We start from the raw sequence: 19,690 nt of genomic DNA on the forward strand, positions 1-19,690 counted from the left end.
ACTGACGGACAAGCCGCCGTCGGTCAGGCTCCGCGGGCCGCCAGCAGCTCGCGTGCGCCCCGATCGGCCTCGGCCCGCTCGTGCTCCTGGTCGGTGTGCCAGTGCAGGTAGCGGGGGACGGTCGAGGCCACGATCCCGAGGCCGGCGAGCAGCGGGGTGATCATCGGCTGGTACGCGGTCAGCACGGCGGCCAGGCCCAGCACCCCGAGCAGCACGCCGACGGCGATCCGGCGGCCGGTGAGCGACCGGGCGGCCCGGCCCAGCGCGGTGAACCCGGCGCCCAGCGTCGAGTAGCGCGGATGGAACCGGCCGCCGATCTCCCAGGCCAGCACGGCCTCGGCGGTGAGCGCGGCCAGGCCGGCGAACATGGTGGCGACCCAGGCGTTCAGCACGGCGCCGTCCGAGGCGAGGGCGACGCTGTCGCTCACCGCGATGAGGACCCCGCACAGGGCGATCATCAGGAACACCCCGGCGACCGCCCAGGAGAGCGCTACCGGCCGGTTCTGCCGGCGCGACCACTCCCGGAACCGGCGGTTGCGGTTCAGCCAGGCGCGGCGCCGGGCGGCGGCCAGCTGCTCCTCGGCGCGTTCCTCGGCGTAGTCGCGGACCTGGTAGGCGAGCCACGGTCCGTCCGGCTGCTCGACCAGGCGGGCGAACCACGGCAGCCGGAACCGGCGCGCCTCCGCCGCCCGCTCCCGCCGGATCTCGGCGCGCGTGTTGTCGTCCGCCACCGTCGCCCACAGGCTCAACGCCAGCGCGCGGGCGCGCGCCCGCGCGCGGTCCGCGGCGGCCTCGTGGGTGCCTTCCAGCGCGGCGCGTGCGCCCGGGTCCTCGATCTCTCGCGCGGCCTCCTGCCACCGCTGCCGGCGGCGCCGCCACTGCCGGTCGACCTCGTCGAGACCGTCGCCGCCGGTGAGGCCTCCGCCGGCCCCGCCGGTGGCGAGCAGCGGCAGCAGGCGGAACCGCCACAGCTCGTGCACGATCGCGGGCGAGTTGCCGTCGTTCGTGAACGCGCCCAGGGCGATCGCCGGCAGCGTGGCCCGGACCACGTTCACGCCGCGGTAGATCGGCGGAAGCATCGGCGCCATCGACCGGAGCAGGCGCAGCAGGCGCACGTTCGCGGGCTCCGCGGGGTCGTCGGTGTATGCCGGATCCGGCGGGAACTGCTCCCGCCACGCGGTCAGGGCACGCAGCGGTTCCGGGTCGTCGCCGAACAGCAGCCGTACGGTGTGCTCCCAGTTCGCCGTCATGGCCAGGGCGAGCAGCACCCGGTTGCGGTACTCGGTGTCGGCGTACGGGTAGGGGTGCTCGGCCGCGATCTCGGTCTCCGCCGCGCCGGCCGGAGCCGGGTACGCGATCGGCACCGCCGGGGAGTCGCCGTCCAGCCATGCGGTCACCTGCTCGCCACCCCAGCGTTCGTTGAGGTTCTGGGCGAGCAGGCCCTGGCACAGCAGCCGCAGGCGCGGGTCCACGACCACCTCGGTGCTGACCGGCCGGGCGGCGATCTCGACCCGGACCAGCACGTCGTCCAGGCCGTCGAGGAACGGCTCCCCGGTGGCCAGTTCGAGAACGCTGATCCCCAGCGACCACCAGTCGAAGGCGGGCGACACCAGCTGTCCGCTGACGTACTCGGGCGGCAGGTATCGCACCGTCCCGGAGGCGTCGGTCACCGACTGCCCGAACGGCGCGTACACGCTGATGCCGAAGTCGATCAGCGCGATCTCGAGCGGCGCGAGGCGGCGCACCAGGACGTTCGCCGGCTTGACGTCCCGGTGCACGATCCCGTTGGCGTGCATCTCGCCCAGCGCGTCGGCGAGCTGCCGGACCACCCCGGTCAGCGCCTCCGCGGTGAACCGGGCCGGGTCGCTGCGCCGCAGCTCCGTCAGACTCCCGCCGGCCAGGTGCTCCAGCACCTCGTAACCGCGGCCGTCCGCCGTGCCGACCTCGGCGACCGTCACGGCGTACCGGCTCTGCTTGCTCTCCAGGAACGTCCGCACCGCGGTTTCCGGGCCCGGGCCCCGGTAGAGCTTCAGCACCCGCTCGGCGCCGCTGGCCCGCTCCTCGACGAGGCACACGTCCGCCTCGGCACCGGCCCGGTCGAGCCGGCGCAGCACGACGAAGCGCGCGTCGAGGGCCGGCGGCAGCCCTTCCGGGACCGCGGGCCTGGTGCGGCCCGGGTCCAGCCGGGTGATGTCGCCGTCGTCGAGCCGGTGCCGGCCCGGGTCGAGCTCGGTGACGGGCGCGTCGGCATCGGGTGCCGGATGCGTCATCGCGGGATCAACCGTCGCAGGACAGCTTGACCACGACCGAGCGGTTGCGGACCGCGGCGCCGGGGATGAGCGTGCCCGCGGCCGTCGTGTCCCGCACGCGTCCCGGGTAGTGCTCGCCGGCGCCACTGGCGCTGATCCGCGACTGTGCCACCCCCAGATCGATCAGGACGTCCTTGACCGCGTCGGCGCGGCGCTCGGACAGCCGCTGGTTGGACGCGTCGCTGCCCTCGCTGGAGGTGGTGCCGACGAGCTGGACCCGTTGCGAATGCCCGGCCATCCGTTTCGCCAGCTGCGCCAGGGTGGTCCGGGCGCCCTTCGGGTCACGGAAGTCCGCGGTGTTGAGCGTGAACCCCACCGGGCTGCTGTCGGTGAGCACGGTGGTGCCGCACTCGGGGAAGACCGGCTGCTTCGGCAGCGCGACCACGGTGACCGGCACGTCGGTCGGGACCGACGTGCGGCTCGTCGCCGACTTCAGCGGGTTCACGCAGTCCGCGCCGGCCTTGTCGGCGATCGTCGTCCAGAGGTCGGTGATCTGCTTGTGGAGGTTCTCCGGCAGGGCCGGCTGCGGGTCGGCGGTGTCGCCGAGACCGACCAGCACGACGGAACGTTTGGTCAGGTCAGGCATCAGCTTCTGGGCGTCGAGGAAGTCGACGACCTCCTTCGGGTCCGCCGTGAACATCTCCGAGTTGGTGAAGCTCAGCGGCCCGGTGGTCGGGATCCCCGAGTCGATCAGCACGATGGTGCCGCCCTCCGGCGTGCTCCGGGCGGCCACGGTCAGGGCGGTGAGCACGTCCGCCTGCGGCCGCTTGGGCTTCAGGGTCTGCACGTACCCGTCGGCCTGGTTCAGGAAGCTCTGCAGGTCTCGCTCGCGGATCGTCGAGTTGTTGCCGTTGGTCCGGAAGGCGGCGGTCAGGCCCACCGTCGGCTGCCCGTCCACCCGGACGACCTGGACCTTTTTGGAGCTCTTGGCGGCCTCCCGGATCAGGCCCTTGACCTCGTCGGGCAGGCCGGGCGCCGGGCTGTTCGCGCGGGCGCCGACCACCAGCGTGATGGCCTGGCCCTGGTGGGCCGCGGCCGGGCAGTCGATCGACACCGGCTCCGGCGGGAAGGCGCCACCGCTGTCGCAGCTGACGAACGAGCCCGCGGCCATCGTGGATGCGGCCAGCAGGCCGCGGATCCGGTACTTCACGGTGTCTCCTCCGGTCGGTCCGTTCTGGGTTGACGTTGATGCGGTGGTCGCGGCGGGTACGCGGGCGGGAGCGGGATCGGCACGGTCGGGTCGTCCCACCCGGTCCGGCCGACCGCCCGGGCCGCGTTCCGGTTCTGCGCGAAGATCAGCTCCGCGTCCGCCCGGAGCCGGTTGGCGGTCGCCTCGAACTGCCGATCCACCTCCGCCATCGCGACTTCGCGGCGCCGGCGCGCCCGGCTGATCGCCAGCCACACCTGTTCGGCCTGCGAGAACTCCCAGTGCGTGTCGGCGTGCTTAGTGGCCGCCGTGGTCCGCTTGGTGGCGGCCCGGCCGAACTGCCGGGCGGCCGGCTCCTGCCGGAAGTAGCCGGCCAGGCTCGCCACCACCCCGGTCGCGATGTACAGCACGAGGAAGAGCAGCGCGGACAGGTACAGCGGCGTGCTCGACCCGCCGGTGCCCAGGTCGTCGGTGACGGTGCCGCTGTCGGTGGTGAACGTGGAGGCGCCGCCCGGCTCCAGGACCAGCCGCACGACGAACGCGACCACGCCGAGCATCGCCCAGGTGCCGCCGAGCACCAGCGCCAGCGTCTTCGAGCCGGTGATGTTCCGCGGGTTGATCGTGGCCCGCGCCTGGAGCCCGGCGTAGTGGGCCAGGGTCAGCGCGACCGAGGCGAACCCGGCGACCGCGATCGTCACCATCAGCGGCGGGACGTTCAGCACCAGGATCAGCACCTGGTAGAAGGTCACCACGTCGACACCCCCGGCGGCCAGCAGGACCAGCCAGAACAGGCCGTGCGTCCAGGACCGCCCGGCGATCTGCGAGAGGTCGCCGTGGATGATGCCGCGCGGTGGCCGGTCGGTGGGCTCGATCATGGCCGGGGCTCCCTCGGCGGGTCGGTCTCACGGGGGTCGTAGATCGGGGTCTCCGGATCGCTCAGCTGGTCGAGCGCGTTGGTCACCGCGGCATCCATGTGGGACAGGTTGCTGCGGGTGTTGTGTGCCATCGTGCGGGCCCGGTCCAGATACGGCCGGACCATGACCTCCAGCCGGTCGAGCCGGTCCATGTACCCGTCGTGCCGGGCGTGCAGGCCGGCCTTGAGCTCGTCGATGGAGTGCCGGATGTAGTCGTCCACGGCCTGCCGGAACCGGACGTCGTCGAGGTCGGGCGCGTGACCGCCGATGCGGGTGCGCAGGCCGTCGGTGATCGAGGTGAGATCGATGGTGTACTCGACCGGTTCCCGGGCCAGTTGTTCGAGCTCGGCCATCGCCTGCCGCAGCGGGCGGGGCATGCGCGGCCGGCGGTTCCACTGTGGAATCAGCGGGATCCTCATCGCGTCACTCCTCGGTGGGGGCGGGCAGGGTGATGACGCCGTCCTGGCAGGTCGCGTCGACCCACCGGGGAAGCGCCAGGGAGACGACCGGCAGCGCCGTCGAGAGGTTGCGGCCCTCCGGATGGGTCTGCACGACCGCATCCCAGTACGACGCGATCCGCAGGACGTAGTAGTCGGCCAGGCGGCGGGCCCGGGCCTGGGCCAGGGCGAACTCCTGGTCGATCCGGGCGGTCGCCGTGGTGATCGCCTGGCGGCGGCCCCGCGCCGCCGCCTCGCACCGGGCCAGTTCCGCGCGGGCGGCGGCGATCCGCTGTTCGCGCATCGCGGCGCGGCGACCGTGCAGCACCGGCGTTCCGGCGAGCGGGAGCTCCTGGTAGTTCCGCGGCTGCAGCTCGGACTCGGTCAGTTCGGCCTGCTTCGCGGCGAGGTCGGCTCGGGCCTGCTCGATCAACTCCAGGTCCGTGTCGAGGGCGCCGCGCAGCCGGGCGATCTCGTCCCGGATCTCGGTGATCCGGTCGAGGAAGAGCCGGTGCTGCTCGTTGATCCGGTACCTCCCCGCGTGGCTCAGCTCGTCCTGGTACGGGGTGCTGATCCGGGCCTCGGCCTCGAGCTGCTCGGTCAGCGTGGTGAACGGCGGGATGCGCTTGCGCCCGTCCCGCCGGCCACGCCGGGTGTCGGTCTTGCGATCGCGGGTGGCATAGGGAATCGGCTCCGGAACGGTCATGCCGGCGTACCACCCTTCTCCGGGGCGCATCGTGTTCGCGCGTCGGCCAGCCAGCCGAGCAGGTCCGCCTCGTGCCCGGCGGCGATCTCGCGGAGCGACAACGACTGACGCCGTACGTCGCGCCGGGTGGCCTCGCCGGGCACGCCGCTCTCCGGCACCGGGGTGTCGGTGTGTGCCAGCCGGTGCACGGCCGACACCAGACGGCCCTTGGCGGCCAGCGCCTCGCTCTCCTGCCGCCCGGTGTCCGCCTCCCGCAGCGAGTCGGCGACCCGGGCGCGGGTCCTGGCGTCGCCGGCCCCCAGCGCCACCGCGACCAGCACGACCGCGTTGGCCTGCCGGATCCGGTCGGTGAGGGTGGTGAGCATCGCCTCGTAGACCTCGCGCAGCTCCGGCGAGTCCTCCAGGCCGGGCACCGGCCCGAGGGCCGATCCGCGTACCGGCGGTGTCGCCTCGGCGGCGCCCCGGCGCTGGGCGATGGCCCGCAGGTCGTCGACGGCGGCGGCGATGCGGTCGACCGGCCGGTCGGCGGCCGGTGCTCCCGGCTTGGCCGGACCCCCGAGGACGTACGGGCGGATCTCCTCGTCCACCCGGGCGGCCAGCCGATGCTGGTCGACCAGGGCGACGGCGAGTCCGCGCTGCATCCGGGCGGTGGCGCTCGGCCCGGCGGACAGGTGCCCGGCCATGCCCTCGAGCGCCTCGGCGATGACCTGCCGCTGCTGCCGCCGGTGCCGCCGGACCGCCAGGAACGAGGCCGCCATGATCAGGATCGTGATCCCGATCAGCGCGGCGGCGGTCTCCGGCACCGCAAATGGCCAACTGATCACGCCGCGTCCTTCGAAACTCCGTAGTGTCGCCGTCCGTCCTTTTCTGACGGACGGGAGAGCCCGTCCCCCGGACCGGGGGAACCTGGTCGCCGTCACCGTGCCGACCGAGGGCGACGACCAGCGCACCCTGGACATCGCCCGAGCCGGCTTCAGGGAAGCTGTGCCATCGCCGCGTCGAGCTGGGCCCGCAGTGCGTCCACGGTGGGATCGCCGGCCGGCAGCCGGTCGAGCGCCGCCCGCATCCGCGTGGTCGCGGCCGTGGCGGCGGCCACGTCCCGCCGCTGAAGGGCGGTCATCATCTCGCCCATGATCTCCATGAGCTCGATCGCCGGATGGTGCGCGGGACCGAACCGCTGATCGGCCTTCATCGCGGCCACCTGCGCGGGAATGTCCGGCATCAGGCTCAGGTCCTGCCGGTCGGCGGCGATCCGCACCATCAGCCCGTTGCGCAGACCCGGCCAGAGCGCGGCGTACGAGGTGTCCCGCGGCGGTGACATCGCGTCCAGCTCGGCCAGCGCGGCCGCCGGGTCGGTGCCCGGCTCGTCGGCGAGCGCGCCGGCCGCGTACGCCATCGCCCGCAGGCCGGCGAGCGCGCCCGGATCATCCGGGTCGTCCTCGGCGTCGGCCAGCATGCGGATCACCCGGGCCGCGCCGACGTGCTGCCCGATCAGCGTCGCCTCGATGACCCGCAGCGCCAGGAAGCGGGCCGCCACCGACCGGTCGGCGGTCGAGCCGGTGGCCGATTCCAGGTCGGCGAGCGCGTTCCGGAGCGTCTGCGGCTGGTGGTCGAACTGGTAGCCGCGCCCGTACGCCACCGCCCGGCCGAGCAGGTCCCGTTCGGACGTCAGGCGGGTGATCACCGTCGGCAGCCGCTCGGCCGGCATCTGGATGAGAACGCTCAGCACGTGGTTGGTCATGCCGTCCTCTGACGGACGTGTCCGTCAGAGGACGTGTCCGTCAGAGGACGCGTCCGTCAGTAGCTGCCATGACCGATCTCGAGGCGATGCTCGACCGTACGTCCGCGGCGATCACCCGGGTGGGCGCGCCGGACGACGCCGCCTGGCGGTTCGCGCGCTGCTGGATGCACGTGACCCGGTACGACCAGGACCACGCGGCGGCCGACCTGTCGGCCGCGCTCGCCGATTTCGACGGCCTGCCGACCGGGTTCCCGGGGCGGCCGAAGATGGCGTCGATACTGGTCACCGCCATGATCCGGGCGCAGCTGTCGGGTGACCCGCGGGCCGTGGCGCTGACCGCGGTGGCGAACGACGACCCCCGGCCGCTCGCCGACTGGCCGGCCACCGCGGCCGCGGTCCGCGCCCGCGCACTGCTGGAGTCGTCGATGCACGGCGGTCCCGGCTTCAACATCCGGGCCGCGGTGCACGAGGTCGAGGGTCTCGCCGCGACCGCGGCCGGCGTGCGCCCGCAACAGGACCTGGTGGAGATCGCCCGGATCGGGCTGACCATGCATCGCGACTTCGCCGAGGCCAGTCCCAGCGAAGTGAGCAGGATGCCCGGGCGGATCCGCGAGCTGCTGACCATGCTGGAAGGCAGCGGTGCGGCCGACACCACGACGATCCGGATCAAGGGTACGGCCATGGCCGGGGTGGCCGAGGCGTACGCCGCGGCGGTGCGGGGCGACTTCACCGCGGTGGCGCCCGAGATGCGCAAGGCACAGGAGATCATCGGAGGGCTGCCGCCGGGCGACCCCGCCCACCAGGAGATGGCCGACCTCGTCGAGAACTTCGCTTCGGTCCTGGACCTGAACGACTCCGTCACCACCGCGGTCCCGTCGCCGAACGCGAACGGGAACCTGGCCTCGCTGCGCGACCGGGCCGCGGCGCCGGGGTTGGCGCCGGCCGAACGAGCCACCCGGCTGCACAGTCTCGGCTTCGCCGAGATGGGCTACGGGCTCGACTCGGACGCCATGCTCGACTCGGCCGTCGAGCATCTGCGCGAGGCGGTCGTCCTGGCCGGGGAGGACGACCCTCGCCAGGCCTTCTACACCTCCGCGCTGGGGACCGCCCTGCTGCGCCGGGTGGAGATGCTGGCCGGCCGCGCCGACCTGACCGAGGCGATCCAGCTGCTGGAGAAGGCGCGGACGATGGCCGGCTCGGAGTTGCACGGGCACTGGACCAACCTGAGCAACCCGCTGGCGCACGCCTACCGTCTCGCCGGGCAGCGGGCGCGGTGCCGCGAGGTGGCCCTGTCCGGCCTGCGGGGTCACGCGTGGAACGTGCTGCTCCAGTCGGACACCGCGGCCGTCCAGGTGGCGGCCCGGAACGCGGCCGGCGACGCCATGGACGTCGCGTCGTGGTGCATCCAGGACAACGATCCCGAGTCGGCGGCGATGGCCCTGGACGCCGGCCGGGCCCTGATCCTGTACGCCGCCACCGAGACCCGGGACCTGGCCGCCCGCATGATCGACGAGGGCCGGCCGGACCTGGCGCAGCGGTGGCTCGCCGCCCCGGCCGACGCCGCCGAGGTCTCCGGTGAGCTGCGACGCGAGATGATCAGCGTGATCGCCCACATCCCGCTCGACGCGGCCGGCACCGCCCAGGTGCCGCTGGACGCCGGTTCGGCGCGCCTGCTGGCGCCGCCCGACCTCAACGAGGTCCGGGCCGCGCTCACCTCCCTCGGCGTCGACGCCCTGGTCTACCTGATGCCCGGCCGGGACCGCTCCGGCGCGGCGGTGATCGTGCCGGCCGCGGAACCGCCGACCTGGCTGCCGCTGCCGCAGCTGACCCGCGGCTGGGGAGCCGCCTTCGACGCCTTCCTCACCGCGGCCACCCGGACGAGTCGCCGGCGAGACGTGGACGCGGCGTATCCCGCCGACGCACAGGTCGATGCCGGCCCCCTGGAGGATCTGTGCGAACGGGCCTGGACCGCGGCGATCGGCCCGGTCCTCACCCGCCTCCCGGACGCCTCCCGGATCGTGTTGATCCCGATGGGGGAGCTGGTCCGGATCCCCTGGCACGCCGCCCGCCGGACGGTCGACGGCCGGTGGCGCTATGCGATCGAGGACGCGACCTTCTCGTACGCCCCGTCGGCCCGCCTGCTCTGCGACCTGGCCTGGCGAGGCGCACCGCCGCCCGCGGAACGATGCCTGATCGTCGCCGACCCGGACACCGCCGGCGCCGCCGTCGAGCTGAGCTCGGCCCGGGCCGAGGCGTGGGCGATCCGCGAGGCCTTCTACCCGGCGGCCCGCTACGTCGGCCGGGTCCCCGACGGCTCGACCGGTCCGGACGGCGCCGGCACCCGCAACGACGTGCTGAGCTGGCTGACCGATCCCGGCGAGGCGGGCGCCCTGCTGCACCTGGCGTGTCACGGCATGGTCGAGCCCGGCACGGACACCGCGGACACGTCCTACCTGCTGCTGTCCGGCGGCGAACGGCTGTCGGCCGAGGAGGTGGTGTCGTCGGCGGCCCGGGTCGGCCGCCCGATCGCCCTGGCGGTGCTGGGTGCGTGCAGCAGCGGGGTCTGCGGCCGCGGCGACGACGAGGCATTCAGCCTGAGCACGACGTTGCTGGCCAACAACGTGGCGGCGGTGGTGGGCACCCAGTGGAGCGTGCCCGACGCGGCGACCTCGGTGCTGATGTTCATGTTCCACCACTACCTGCGGCGGGAGGGCCTGCCACCGGCCGAGGCCCTGCGCCGGGCCCAGCTGTGGATGATCACCCCCGACCATCAGCCACCCGCCACGATGCCCGCCCAGCTTCGGTCGCTGACCGCCCGGTCAGACCCGGCGGCACCCACCGAGTGGGCGGCGTTCCTCCATTTCGGCCGTTAGTGCCGAGCCCCGGCCGTTACCAGCCGAGGTGGACGAAGCCGGCCCAGGCGTCGAGGGAGCTCCGGTCGCGCATCGACCGCTGGGTCGCCCGCAGGGCCTCGTGCGGGCGCGCGGCGCGGCCGGTCAGGTTGTCGTGGAAGGCGACCATCAGGCGGGCCGTCTCGCGGTCGGGTACCGGCCACAGCGAGCCGATCGCGGTGGTGGCGCCGGCCACGAGGAAGGCCGTGGACAGGGTGACGGCCTCGTCGTAGGCGCGCCCGGCCCGGTGGGTCGTGCACGCCGCCAGCGACACCAGGCCCGGCGACCGGCCGTCCGGGCGGGCCGCGGCGGCCCGGATGATCTCCTCGGCCGAGAGCCGGGACCCGTCGGCCAGCAGCAGGTAGGACGAGGCGGGGCCGTCGGCGCGGACCACGCCGTGGCAGGCCAGATGGAGGACGGTGGCGGGCGGTGTGCCGGTCGCGGCCAGCCAGGCGAGCACGTCGTCCGGGGTGCCGCGGCCCGTGGCGGTGACCGCCGGACCGTCCGGCCGGCCGCAGTAACGGCCGGCGGCGTAGTGCGTGCGGAAGATCGTGCTGGCCTCGGCGCCCGCGTGCGGCAGCGCCTGCCCGGGGTCGCCGGTGTCCGGGTTGCCGATCACCAGGCCCACGCCGCCGTACGCGGGGGCGGTGCGCCGGGCGACCTCGACGAGCAGGCGGGCCGACGCGATGTACGAGAACGCGGCCTCGTCGATCGCCCAGCGACCGTCGCCGTGCGTCGCGTGCCACGGCACGGTGGCCAGGGCGCCGCCGGGCACGAGCACGAGATGCGGCGTCCCGGAGTGGCCGAGCCGCCAGCGGTCGAGCAGCGGGCGGATCGCGGCGTCCCAGCCCGTACGGCACACGTCGGTGAGGGTGCGGCCGACCGTGGAACGGTCCGGCGCCGGGCCCAGGTCCCGGGTGCCGACCGCCTGCTGGACGGCCGAGGCGAGGGCCCAGTCGCCGGTGAGCGCCGGCAGGTCGAGGGCGTGGACGTGGCCGCCGGGCTCGACGACGAGGGCCAGGCCGGCCGCATCGTCCGCACCGGGGCAGAGGTACACCAGCGCGTCGGCGCCCACGGCGGTCAGCGCGTCGCCCAATTCCGACAGCGACGGTGGTTCGAGGAGCCTCGACTGGCCGCCGAGCACGCCGAGCGCCCGGAAGCGGGCGTCGCTAGGCATCGCCGGGGCGGCCGAGCGCCAGCCGGCGCCGTCCCCGGCCGGCAGCGGATCGGCGTTCCACCGGCGGGCGAGGTCGGACTCGCCCGCCCGGCGCAGCAGCTCCGGAACGGTGGCGGCCACCGTGGCCGCGTGCAGGACCAGTCCACGGCCGGTCTCCAGGGCCGACCAGGCACCGGCCGGGTCGCCGGCGCGCAGCGCGGTCCGGGCCACCCCGAGCGCGTCGGCGGCGCTCTGCCGGGCGGCGGTCATCGCGTCCTGGGTGCCGGATTGCAGCAGCACCTGCCAGGCTCGGGCGCGCAGGGCGGCCCGGCCGGTCTCGGCCGCGGCGGCCGGGTCGCCGGTCGCGTCCAGCGCGGCGGCGAGGACCAGCCCGGCCTCGGCCGCGCCCCGCTGCCCCGGTTGCCCGGCGGCGAGGTCGCGGGCCTCGCGCAGCGCCCGGACGGCCCGGTCGAGGTCGCCCGGTCGGGGTTCGCGCCGGTGCAGTTCGAACAGCGCCGTGCCGTATCCGGTGAGGTAACGGCCGCGGAGCAGGTCACTGGCCGGCTCGCGGACGGCGGCGCCGATGACATCGGTGCCCTCGCGGACCAGCCCCAGGTCGTTAGACGCCCGGCCGGCCAGCAGCAGCAGGCCGCCTACGCTCCACCGCATCAGGCCGGTGAACGGGGCGTTCGCCGGCACCGCGGCCCTCAGCTCGCGTGCGTAGCGGACCGCGTTGTCCCAGTCCTCCCGCCGTCCGGTGAGCTGAGCCCGCATCGCATGGCCGGCGGCGAGACTCCGCAGGGCCTGGACCCGCCGCGGATCGTCCGGCAGCGCCGCGGACACCACACCGGTCAGCAGCTCCAGGGTGTCGTCCGCGGGCGCCTCGCCGCTGACCTCGCACCACAATGTCTGCGCCTGGGCCAGGTTGAGGGCCAGCTCGTGGTGGTGGGGATCGTCGGCCGCCTCGCCGCGTGCGTCGGTCAGCAGCTCGAGGGACCAGCGGAGATCGGCGAGGTCGCCGCGGATCTCGTAGCGCAGCAGCAGCGCGGTGGCCACGGCGGCGGCGATCGCGACCCGGTTCATGTCGTCCGGGCTGGTTGCCCGCAACGCCTCGGACGCCTGGGTGATCGCGTTGTCGACGGCCGAGAGGCTGCCGCCGGTGTAGTAGGCGCGCGCGGCGGCCGCCGTGGCCAGCTGCGCGGTGGCGACCGTCCGCACCTTGGGCGACGTGCCGGGGCTCGCGACGACCTGCTCGAGCAGCGTGATGCCGCGCTCGGTGGCCGCCGGGTCGGCCGTCCCCGCCTCCGCGCGGGAGATCAGTTGGTACGCCAGGTGATAGCGCACCTCGGCCTGCTCCGGCGAGCCGTTGGGCAGCCGGCCGAGCGCCTCGGCGGCGAAGGTCTCCGCCTCGGCGCCGTCCCGGCGCAGGCCGGAGCGGCGGGCCCGCTCGGCCAGCACCCGGGCCAGCTGCACGTCGACGGAGCGCCGCAGCGCCGGGTTGACCTGCGGGCCGACGTCGGCAAGGTCGGCCAGGACCGGGTCGAGGTCGGCCATCCGATCGCGGGTGATCGCCGCGAGGTCGAGCCGGGCCGTCGCGCGTATCACCCGGGCCTCGGCCCGCAGGCCGGGCTCGGCGAGGGGATGCGCGATCAGACGGCCGGCCGCCTGGGCCGCGGCGCGCAGATCGGCGGCGGTGCGCCGGCTGTCCACGGCCGCGCGGCGCAGATGGGCCATCATCACCAGGTAGTGCCACTGCGGCTGGATGCTCGGCACGATCGAGCCGAGCTCGACCGTGTCCGCCAGGGCGACGACGAAATCCAGATCGGCCGGCTCGGCCGCCGTCCCGGAATTGATCACCACATCGGCGTACGACAGCGCCAGCATCGGATAGTTCGAGCCTTCCGCCCATCCCGCGCGGAGGCTCGCCAGCGCCCGCTGGTGGTCGGCGAGCTCGCCGCCGGCCCGGAACCGCTCCTCGTGGAGCGAGCCGAGCCGCAGCCAGAGGGAGGGCCGGTCGGGCCAGCCGACGTCGAACAGGGTCGCCAGGGCCCGCTCGGCGGCGGCGAAGTCGTCGGCCCGATGCTCCCGCGTGTACCGCCCGAGGTGTCCGTTGGCGAGCGAGTTCATCAGGATGGCCCACTCCCGCTCGCCGGGGTGCACGCGGTCGATTCCGGCGGCCCCGACGTCGATCGCGCGGTCCAGGTCGCCGTCGGCGTCGCGGGTCTGCAACGCCTCGGCGAGCAGCTGACTCACCGCGGTCCGCAGCTCGGGCTGGTCGTCCGCCCGCAGCCCGGCCAGTGCCCGGTCACCGGCGCGTACCACCCGATCGAGGTCGTCCGGCGCCGATCGGCGGCCGGGATCGAAGGCGGCCTGGGCATGGCGGAGCCACCGCAGCCACGCGCGCACGTACCAGGTGAACGGATCGTCGTCCAGCGTGTCGACCCGGGCGATGCCCCGGTCGATCAGCTCGGGCGGCGTCTCCATGTCGTAGTCGAGGAACTCCTCGGGGTCGTCCACATCATGGGTCTGACGGACAGGGCCATTCCGTCCGGGTGCGGGCGGCGGGTAGCTTCGTCAGTCCGGTACGGGGGTAGCCGGGAGCCGGGCCCGTGGAACTCAACGCGATGGTGGTCGGGTGCCCCAGGAAACGGCGTTCATCGGCCGTACGGATCAGTTGGCACTGCTCGGGCAGCGGCTGGAGCAGGCCCGGGAGGGACAGGCCGGTACCGTCCTGATCGGCGGCGAGGCCGGGATCGGGAAGAGCCGGCTGGTGAGCACGTTCGCCGGGGCGACCAGGGCGACCGGGGCGCACGTGCTGGCCGGGGCCTGTGAGGAGTACTTCGGGGACCCGATGCCGTACGGTCCGCTGCTCGAGATGCTGGAGGCGTTCGGGCGGGAGTACGGCGCGGCGCGGGCGACCGCGTTGGGCGGCCCGGCGTACGAGCGCCTCACCGCCTTCTTCGACCTCGGCGGCGACCCGATCAGCTCGCCGCAGCAGGTGTTCCTGGCCGTCCGCAAGATGCTGGACGCGATCGGGGCGGACGCGCCGACCGTGCTGATCCTGGAGGATCTGCACTGGGCCGATCCGTCCACCCTCGACATCGTGCGGCACCTCGGTCAGGCCGGTGCGCAGGACCGCCGCCTCCTGACGGTGGCCAGCTACCGGTCGACCGAGCTCGACCGGGGCGATCCGCTGTGGCAGTTGCTGGCCAACGCGAGCTTCCTGCGGCGCGTCGAACGGCTCGAACTGCCCGCGCTGAACCAGCGCGAGCTGCGCGAACTGCTCAGCGCCGGCCGGCGAGGCGCGGTCGACCACGACCTGGCGCGACGGTGCTTCGAGTGGTCCGACGGCATCCCGTTCTACGCCGAGCAGCTGATGGCCGCGGGCGCGCTGGAGAATCCCGAGGACGTCCGGCTGCCGCCCGACACCCGGTCGGTGGTGCTGGCCCGGCTGGGTGTGCTCAGCGAGAACGCGCTCCGGGTGCTGCGGGTGGCCGCGGTGGCGGGTCGCGCGATGAGCCGGCGGCTGCTGCGCGAGGTCGGCGAGTTCCCACCGGACGTGCTGCGCGGTGCCCTGCAGGAATGCTTCGACCGGCAGATGCTGGTGGCCGGGCCGGGTGCGGATGTCTACCGGTTCCGGCACGCGCTGCTGCGCGAGGCGGTGTACCAGACGACCGTCCGGGACATCCAGGTCGACCTGCACATCGCGATGGCCAAGGCGCTCGCCGCGGACTCCAGCCTGTGCCTGACCGAGGGGTCGGCGGCGGCCGAGCAGGCCAGCCACTGGTACCACGCGGGCAGCCGGCCGGAGGCGCTCGCCTCGGCGGTCCAGGCCGGCGACGCCGCCGTCCGGCAGCTGGCCTTTCCGTCGGCGGAGGTGCAGTTCTCCCGGGCGCTCGCGGTCTGGCGGCAGGTCGAGGACGCGGAGCGGCGGGCCGGCCTGTCCCGCGTCGAGCTGCTGGCCCGGGCGGCCGACGCGGCGCGCTGGTCGGGCCACGTGGACCGGGCGGTGGCCTACATCGAGGAGGCCGTCGCCGAGGCGCCGGACGACGCCCGATGGCAGGAGCGGCTGGGCAGCTATCGGTGGGAGGCCGGGCGGTGGGCCGACGCGCAGGCCGCGTACCGCACGGCGGCCCGGCTGCTGGACGGATCGCCGGCCTCGGCGATCAAGGCGCGAAGCCTGGCCGGACTCGCCCTCGGCCGGCTGCAGGCCGGGCAGTACGCCGAGGGCGGCGACCTGGCCGAGGCGGCGCTGAACCTGGCGCGCGCGGCCGGAGCGGTGCCGGAGGAGGGCCGGGCACTCAACATCTCCGGGCTGGCCCTGGGCCTGCAGGGAAATCCGGAGGGGGAGGTCAGGCTGCGGCGGGCCCTGGAGATTGCCCGCGCCGCCGACCACATCGAGGACCTTTTCCGAGCGTACGGAAACCTGGGTTTGGTCTTGGAACACGCCGGTCGGCTGCGCGAGGCGGCCGCGGTGACCCGGGAGGGCCTGGCGACGGCACGGCAGCTCGACCTCGCACACACCCGGCAGGGCACGGTGCTGGCCGGCAACACCAGCGCCGCCCTCGTGCTGCTGGGGGAGTGGGACGACGCCGAGGAGATCATCACCGAGCTGTCGCTGGACCGCCCGGTGGCCGAGAGCCTCTACCCGCGGCTCACGCTCGCCGAGATCAAGGTGGCGCGCGGCGAGTTCGACGAGGCGCGCGAGCTGCTCGCGGCGATCGAGGGCGTCGAGTACGGCCGGGATCCCCGGTTCCTCGGCCCGCTGCACGCCGTCCGGGCTGAGCTGGCGCTGTGGGCGGGCGACGCGCGGGCGGTCGGGGAAATTGCCGCGGGTGTGCGGGCCGTCCAAGCCGGGGAGAACACGCTCGAGCTGCTGCGCCTGTGCGCGCTGGGCATGCGGAGCGCGGCCGACCGCCGAGCGGTCCGCGACGGCGATGAGCTGGCTCGGCTGGCCGGGCGAGCCCAAGGCGAACCGTCGTCCACCGAGGCCGGTCAGCTCGTGCTGCTGTGCAAGGCGGAACGCCGGCGGATCCGGGGTACCGACCGGCCGTCGCTGTGGCGGGAGGTGGCGGACGGCTGGGTGGCGCTCGACCGGCCCTACCCGGCCGCCTACGCCCGATGGCGCCAGGCCGCCGCGGCGGGTGATCGGGACGAGGCCCGGGCGCCGCTGCGCGAGGCGTACCGGATGGCCGCCGCGCTGCGGGCGGAACCGCTGCGGGCCGAGGTGGAGCGGTCGGCCCGCCGACTGCGCGTCGACCTGACCGAGCGCCCGGCCCCGGCCGCCCTGCCGTACGGCCTCACCCCGGCCGAGTTCGACACGCTGCGCCACCGGTACGAAGGCCTGGACACCGCGGCCATCGCCGCCGAGCGCAAGGTTTCCAAGCGTACGGTCGAGACCCAGCTTCGCCGGGCGTACGAGAAGTTGCGGGTGCACAGCGCGGCCGAGGCGATCACCAAGGCCCGCCGGGAGCGGCTGTTCGACTGATCCGCCGGGTGTCCGTCAGAGACGGGCATGACGCGAAAAGCCCTCCTGATCGGCGCGCAGACCAACGGCCTGGGCGGCGTTCTCCACGATGTCGAGGCGATGGCCGGGGCGTTGGAACCGCGCGGCTTCACGGTGCAGCGGCTCATCACGCCGGACGCGACCCGGGCGGCTGTGCTCGACGCGTACGAGAAGGTCATCGCCGACGCGCAGCCGGACGACGCCATCGTTCTCTACTACAGCGGCCACGGCGGCCGCCTGCTCGCGCCGGACGGCTCGGAGCTGCAGTTCATCGTGCCCGACGACTACCACGACTCGAGCGACAGCGACTTCCGCGGCATCACCGGCGTCGAGCTGTCCGTCCTGCTGGCCCGCCTGACCGACAAGGCGCGCAACGTCACCGTCGTGCTCGACTGCTGCCACGCCGCCCACATGTCCCGCGATGCGGGCCTGCGCATCAAGACGTTGCTGCGGACCGCCCCCGAGCCTTGGCATCCGACCTACGAGGCGGTCCAGGCGCACGTCACCAAGCTGGCCGGGGCCGGTCTGGCGGTGGATCGGCGGTCCCTGATCAGCAACCCGTACGCGGTGCGGGTGGTGGCCTGCTCGCCCGCGCAGTCGGCGTGGGAGGGCGCCAACCGCGACGGCGTCCGGATGGGCCTGCTCACCGACGCCCTCACCCGGGCGCTGCGGGAGAGCGAGCGGGCGCGGGTCAACTGGGCGACGATGCTGGAGGCGGTCCGGCGCAGCGTGCAGGAGCTCGCGCCGACCCAGCGCCCGGAGACCGAGGGCCCGTCGACGCGGGAGCCGTTCGAGCCGACCGATCTCGACCCGCTGGCCGGCCTGCCGCTCCTGCCGGCCGAGCCGGAGCACGTCGAGCTGCTCGGCGCCCCGCTGCTCGGGGTGGAGCTGGGCGACGAGTTCGCCATCATGCGCAGCGGCGCCCGCGGACCGCAGGACGGCCCGGCGATCGGCACCGCGACGGTCGATCGGATTCTCCCGACCTCCGCCCTCGCCCGGCTGCGGCTCGCCTCCGACGACGCGAAGGTGCCGGTCGACGCCCGCGCCCACCGGACGCACTCGGCCGCGCCGAGGCTGCCGGTGCGGCTCCCGGCCGATCATCCGGTGGCCGCGGACCTGGGCGGCGCTCTGGCGTTGCGACCGCTGCTGGTCGCGGCCGAGGCGGGCGCGCCGGCGCCGGTCGAGGTGACCGTCGACGCGCAGGGCGGGCTGGTGGTGCGGGACGCGGCCGGGCCGTTGCACCGGCCGTATCCCGCGACGCCGCTGGGGATCAGCTCGATCGCCGACAATCTGCAGCGCATCGCCCAGGCGACCGCGCTGCGCCGGCTCGACGGGGATCCGGCCCGGCCGCTGGCGCACCGGGTAAGCATCGAGTGGGGCCGGGTGCGCGACGGCCGGGCCGAGCCGCTGCCGAACTCCGGGGCACTGCTGTTCGCGTACGCCGGGGAGCGGGTCTACTTCCGGCTGACCAATCTCGGCGATCAGCCGGCGTACGTGTCCCTCGTCGACATCGGCGTCGGGTTCCGGGTGGCGGTGCTCACCGCGGCCGATCCCGGGGGCGTGCTGCTCGAGAAGGGCGCCTCCTACACGTACGGCTGGGACGACGTGGCCCGGCGCCTGACCGGGGTGGCGATGACCTGGCCGGACGGGGTGGACACCACGTACGCCCGGCCGGAGACGGTGCTGGCGCTGATCAGCGACGGGCCGGTCGACGTGTCGGTGCTGCAACAGCAGACGGTCCGGGCGGCCCACAGGATCGCCGCCCGCCCCGGGCTGGAGAGCCTGCTGACCCAGATCGCGACCGGGGCCACCCGCGACGTCGACACCGCGCCGGTCGGGCAGGTCCGGTACGCCGTCGAGCCGATCGACTTCACGGTCAGCCCGAACCGGCCGCCGGCGGCCGAGCGGGCGACGTTCCTGGTCGACGACCGCCCGTCCGAGCCGGTACGCCTGCTGTCGGCACGCGGCGCGGCGCCGGGCGCGGTCGCGATCCGCATCGACGAGCTGATCGTGCACCGGAACCGGGCGCTCGGCAGCGCCGACATCCGGGTCGACACGCTGGTGCTCACCGGCGGGGCGGGCGACCGGCCGGCGTACCGCGCCGAGACGATGCGGTTCAGCAACATCCATGACGGCGAACGGCTGCCGCTCGAACGGGCGCTGATCTACCACGGCCCGGCCGTGGACTTCCTCGACATCGCCGTCTGGGTGTCCCGGGACACGGCCGGCAGCCAGGCGCTCGGCTCGTTGCTGGAGCACAAGCTGACCAGCCCGGTCGTCCAGTTCGCCGAGACCCAGGTGGCCGGCCTGGTGCTCAGCGCGCCGCACGCGGCGGCCGCGGTCGCCGTGGCGGGCGCGGCCGCCGTGCTCGTCAACACCGGCTACGAACTGCTGTCCGGCGTCGTGGGCCCGAGCATCGGCCTCTACCGGACGTCGCTGCTGGCCCAGGAACAGTTCGGGCTCGGCCGGCACGAGCGGCACCCGCAGGACTTCTCCTTCGCGTACTCCGTCGACGCGGTGATCTGATCACCGCCCCCTCCAGAAAGGTGCCGGACATGGCCAAGAAAATCATCATCGGACAGTCGGAGTGGACCATCAGGGACGCCGAGGCCGAGGCGGTCGTCGGCAAGGTGCGGGACGCCATGGCCCGGGGGGCCATGGTCGAGCTGCAGCTGGCCGACGCACAGGGCCGGGCGGTGAGCGTGTTCGTCAACGGCGCCGCGGTGCCCAGCCTGGTGCTCGACCTGGACGAGGGCCCACGCCCCAGCGAGATGTCGTAACAGCGCTCCGACCAGGGCCGGGCTCCGTCGCGGAGCCCGGCCCGTACGTATCCGGGGACCGGTTCGCGGGCGCCGTACGTAACCGGCGGTATCTCTTGCGGCG

The 19,690-nt window shown here is 74.4% G+C and carries 12 protein-coding genes; 4 read left to right on the forward strand and 8 right to left on the reverse strand.

Features of this window, described 5'->3' with window-relative positions; translation table 11 throughout:
* Positions 1 to 23 precede the first annotated feature (23 nt).
* From ODJ79_RS34525 to ODJ79_RS34555, 7 genes are all read right to left on the reverse strand, one after another.
* Entirely contained in the window at positions 24 to 2,270 is a 2,247-nt protein-coding gene (locus tag ODJ79_RS34525) for a protein kinase domain-containing protein (protein WP_263027846.1), read from the reverse strand.
* A 7-nt stretch (positions 2,271 to 2,277) separates the two neighbouring features.
* Positions 2,278 to 3,459 (reverse strand): OmpA family protein, encoded by a 1,182-nt coding sequence (locus ODJ79_RS34530; protein ID WP_263027847.1) that lies wholly within the window; start codon positions 3,457 to 3,459, stop codon positions 2,278 to 2,280.
* On the reverse strand, positions 3,456 to 4,331 hold the full coding sequence (locus tag ODJ79_RS34535) for a hypothetical protein (RefSeq protein ID WP_263027848.1): 876 nt from the start codon (positions 4,329 to 4,331) through the stop codon (positions 3,456 to 3,458). The genes ODJ79_RS34530 and ODJ79_RS34535 overlap by 4 nt, the downstream gene beginning before the upstream one ends.
* Positions 4,328 to 4,789, reverse strand: coding sequence for a hypothetical protein (locus ODJ79_RS34540; protein WP_263027849.1), 462 nt, complete (start codon positions 4,787 to 4,789; stop codon positions 4,328 to 4,330). Before ODJ79_RS34540 ends, ODJ79_RS34535 begins: the two co-directional genes overlap by 4 nt.
* Positions 4,790 to 4,793: 4 nt before the next feature.
* On the reverse strand, positions 4,794 to 5,513 hold the full coding sequence (locus ODJ79_RS34545; RefSeq protein ID WP_263027850.1) for a hypothetical protein: 720 nt from the start codon (positions 5,511 to 5,513) through the stop codon (positions 4,794 to 4,796).
* Positions 5,510 to 6,337 carry a hypothetical protein gene (locus ODJ79_RS34550; RefSeq protein WP_263027851.1) on the reverse strand — a complete coding sequence of 276 codons (828 nt, stop codon included), beginning with the start codon at positions 6,335 to 6,337 and terminating at the stop codon, positions 5,510 to 5,512. The genes ODJ79_RS34545 and ODJ79_RS34550 overlap by 4 nt, the downstream gene beginning before the upstream one ends.
* 149 nt (positions 6,338 to 6,486) lie before the next feature.
* A complete protein-coding gene (locus ODJ79_RS34555) occupies positions 6,487 to 7,254 on the reverse strand; it encodes a hypothetical protein (RefSeq protein WP_263027852.1) in 768 nt (255 codons plus the stop codon).
* Positions 7,255 to 7,322: 68 nt separating this feature from the next.
* Between ODJ79_RS34555 and ODJ79_RS34560 the strand changes: the two genes are divergently transcribed.
* On the forward strand, positions 7,323 to 10,127 hold the full coding sequence (locus tag ODJ79_RS34560) for a CHAT domain-containing protein (RefSeq protein ID WP_263027853.1): 2,805 nt from the start codon (positions 7,323 to 7,325) through the stop codon (positions 10,125 to 10,127).
* 16 nt (positions 10,128 to 10,143) lie between these two features.
* Here ODJ79_RS34560 and ODJ79_RS34565 read toward each other — a convergent pair whose 3' ends face one another.
* Positions 10,144 to 13,818, reverse strand: coding sequence for a CHAT domain-containing protein (locus ODJ79_RS34565; RefSeq protein ID WP_263027854.1), 3,675 nt, complete (start codon positions 13,816 to 13,818; stop codon positions 10,144 to 10,146).
* 118 nt (positions 13,819 to 13,936) lie between these two features.
* Here ODJ79_RS34565 and ODJ79_RS34570 point away from each other — a divergent pair, with 118 nt between their 5' ends.
* From ODJ79_RS34570 to ODJ79_RS34580, 3 genes are read left to right on the forward strand one after another with little or no spacing between them, the layout of a single operon-like run.
* Entirely contained in the window at positions 13,937 to 16,789 is a 2,853-nt protein-coding gene (locus tag ODJ79_RS34570) for an ATP-binding protein (RefSeq protein ID WP_263027855.1), read from the forward strand.
* Positions 16,790 to 16,816: 27 nt separating this feature from the next.
* The gene (locus ODJ79_RS34575) at positions 16,817 to 19,333 is read left to right on the forward strand and encodes a caspase domain-containing protein (protein ID WP_263027856.1); all 2,517 of its coding nucleotides are present in this window, start codon (positions 16,817 to 16,819) and stop codon (positions 19,331 to 19,333) included.
* 29 nt (positions 19,334 to 19,362) lie between these two features.
* Complete coding sequence (locus ODJ79_RS34580) at positions 19,363 to 19,587, forward strand: hypothetical protein (protein WP_263027857.1); 225 nt, start codon at positions 19,363 to 19,365, stop codon at positions 19,585 to 19,587.
* Positions 19,588 to 19,690 lie beyond the last annotated feature (103 nt).

This window comes from Actinoplanes sp. KI2 (assembly GCF_025630775.1).
Taxonomy (GTDB): Bacteria; Actinomycetota; Actinomycetes; order Mycobacteriales; family Micromonosporaceae; genus Actinoplanes.

Coding starts and splice junctions, on each gene's coding strand:
- ODJ79_RS34525 (WP_263027846.1), bottom strand. CDS start 2,270: ATGACGCATCCGGCACCCGATGCCGACGCGCCCGTCACCGAGCTCGAC.
- ODJ79_RS34545 (WP_263027850.1), bottom strand. CDS start 5,513: ATGACCGTTCCGGAGCCGATTCCCTATGCCACCCGCGATCGCAAGACC.
- ODJ79_RS34580 (WP_263027857.1), top strand. CDS start 19,363: ATGGCCAAGAAAATCATCATCGGACAGTCGGAGTGGACCATCAGGGAC.
- ODJ79_RS34575 (WP_263027856.1), top strand. CDS start 16,817: ATGACGCGAAAAGCCCTCCTGATCGGCGCGCAGACCAACGGCCTGGGC.
- ODJ79_RS34560 (WP_263027853.1), top strand. CDS start 7,323: ATGACCGATCTCGAGGCGATGCTCGACCGTACGTCCGCGGCGATCACC.
- ODJ79_RS34535 (WP_263027848.1), bottom strand. CDS start 4,331: ATGATCGAGCCCACCGACCGGCCACCGCGCGGCATCATCCACGGCGAC.
- ODJ79_RS34540 (WP_263027849.1), bottom strand. CDS start 4,789: ATGAGGATCCCGCTGATTCCACAGTGGAACCGCCGGCCGCGCATGCCC.
- ODJ79_RS34555 (WP_263027852.1), bottom strand. CDS start 7,254: ATGACCAACCACGTGCTGAGCGTTCTCATCCAGATGCCGGCCGAGCGG.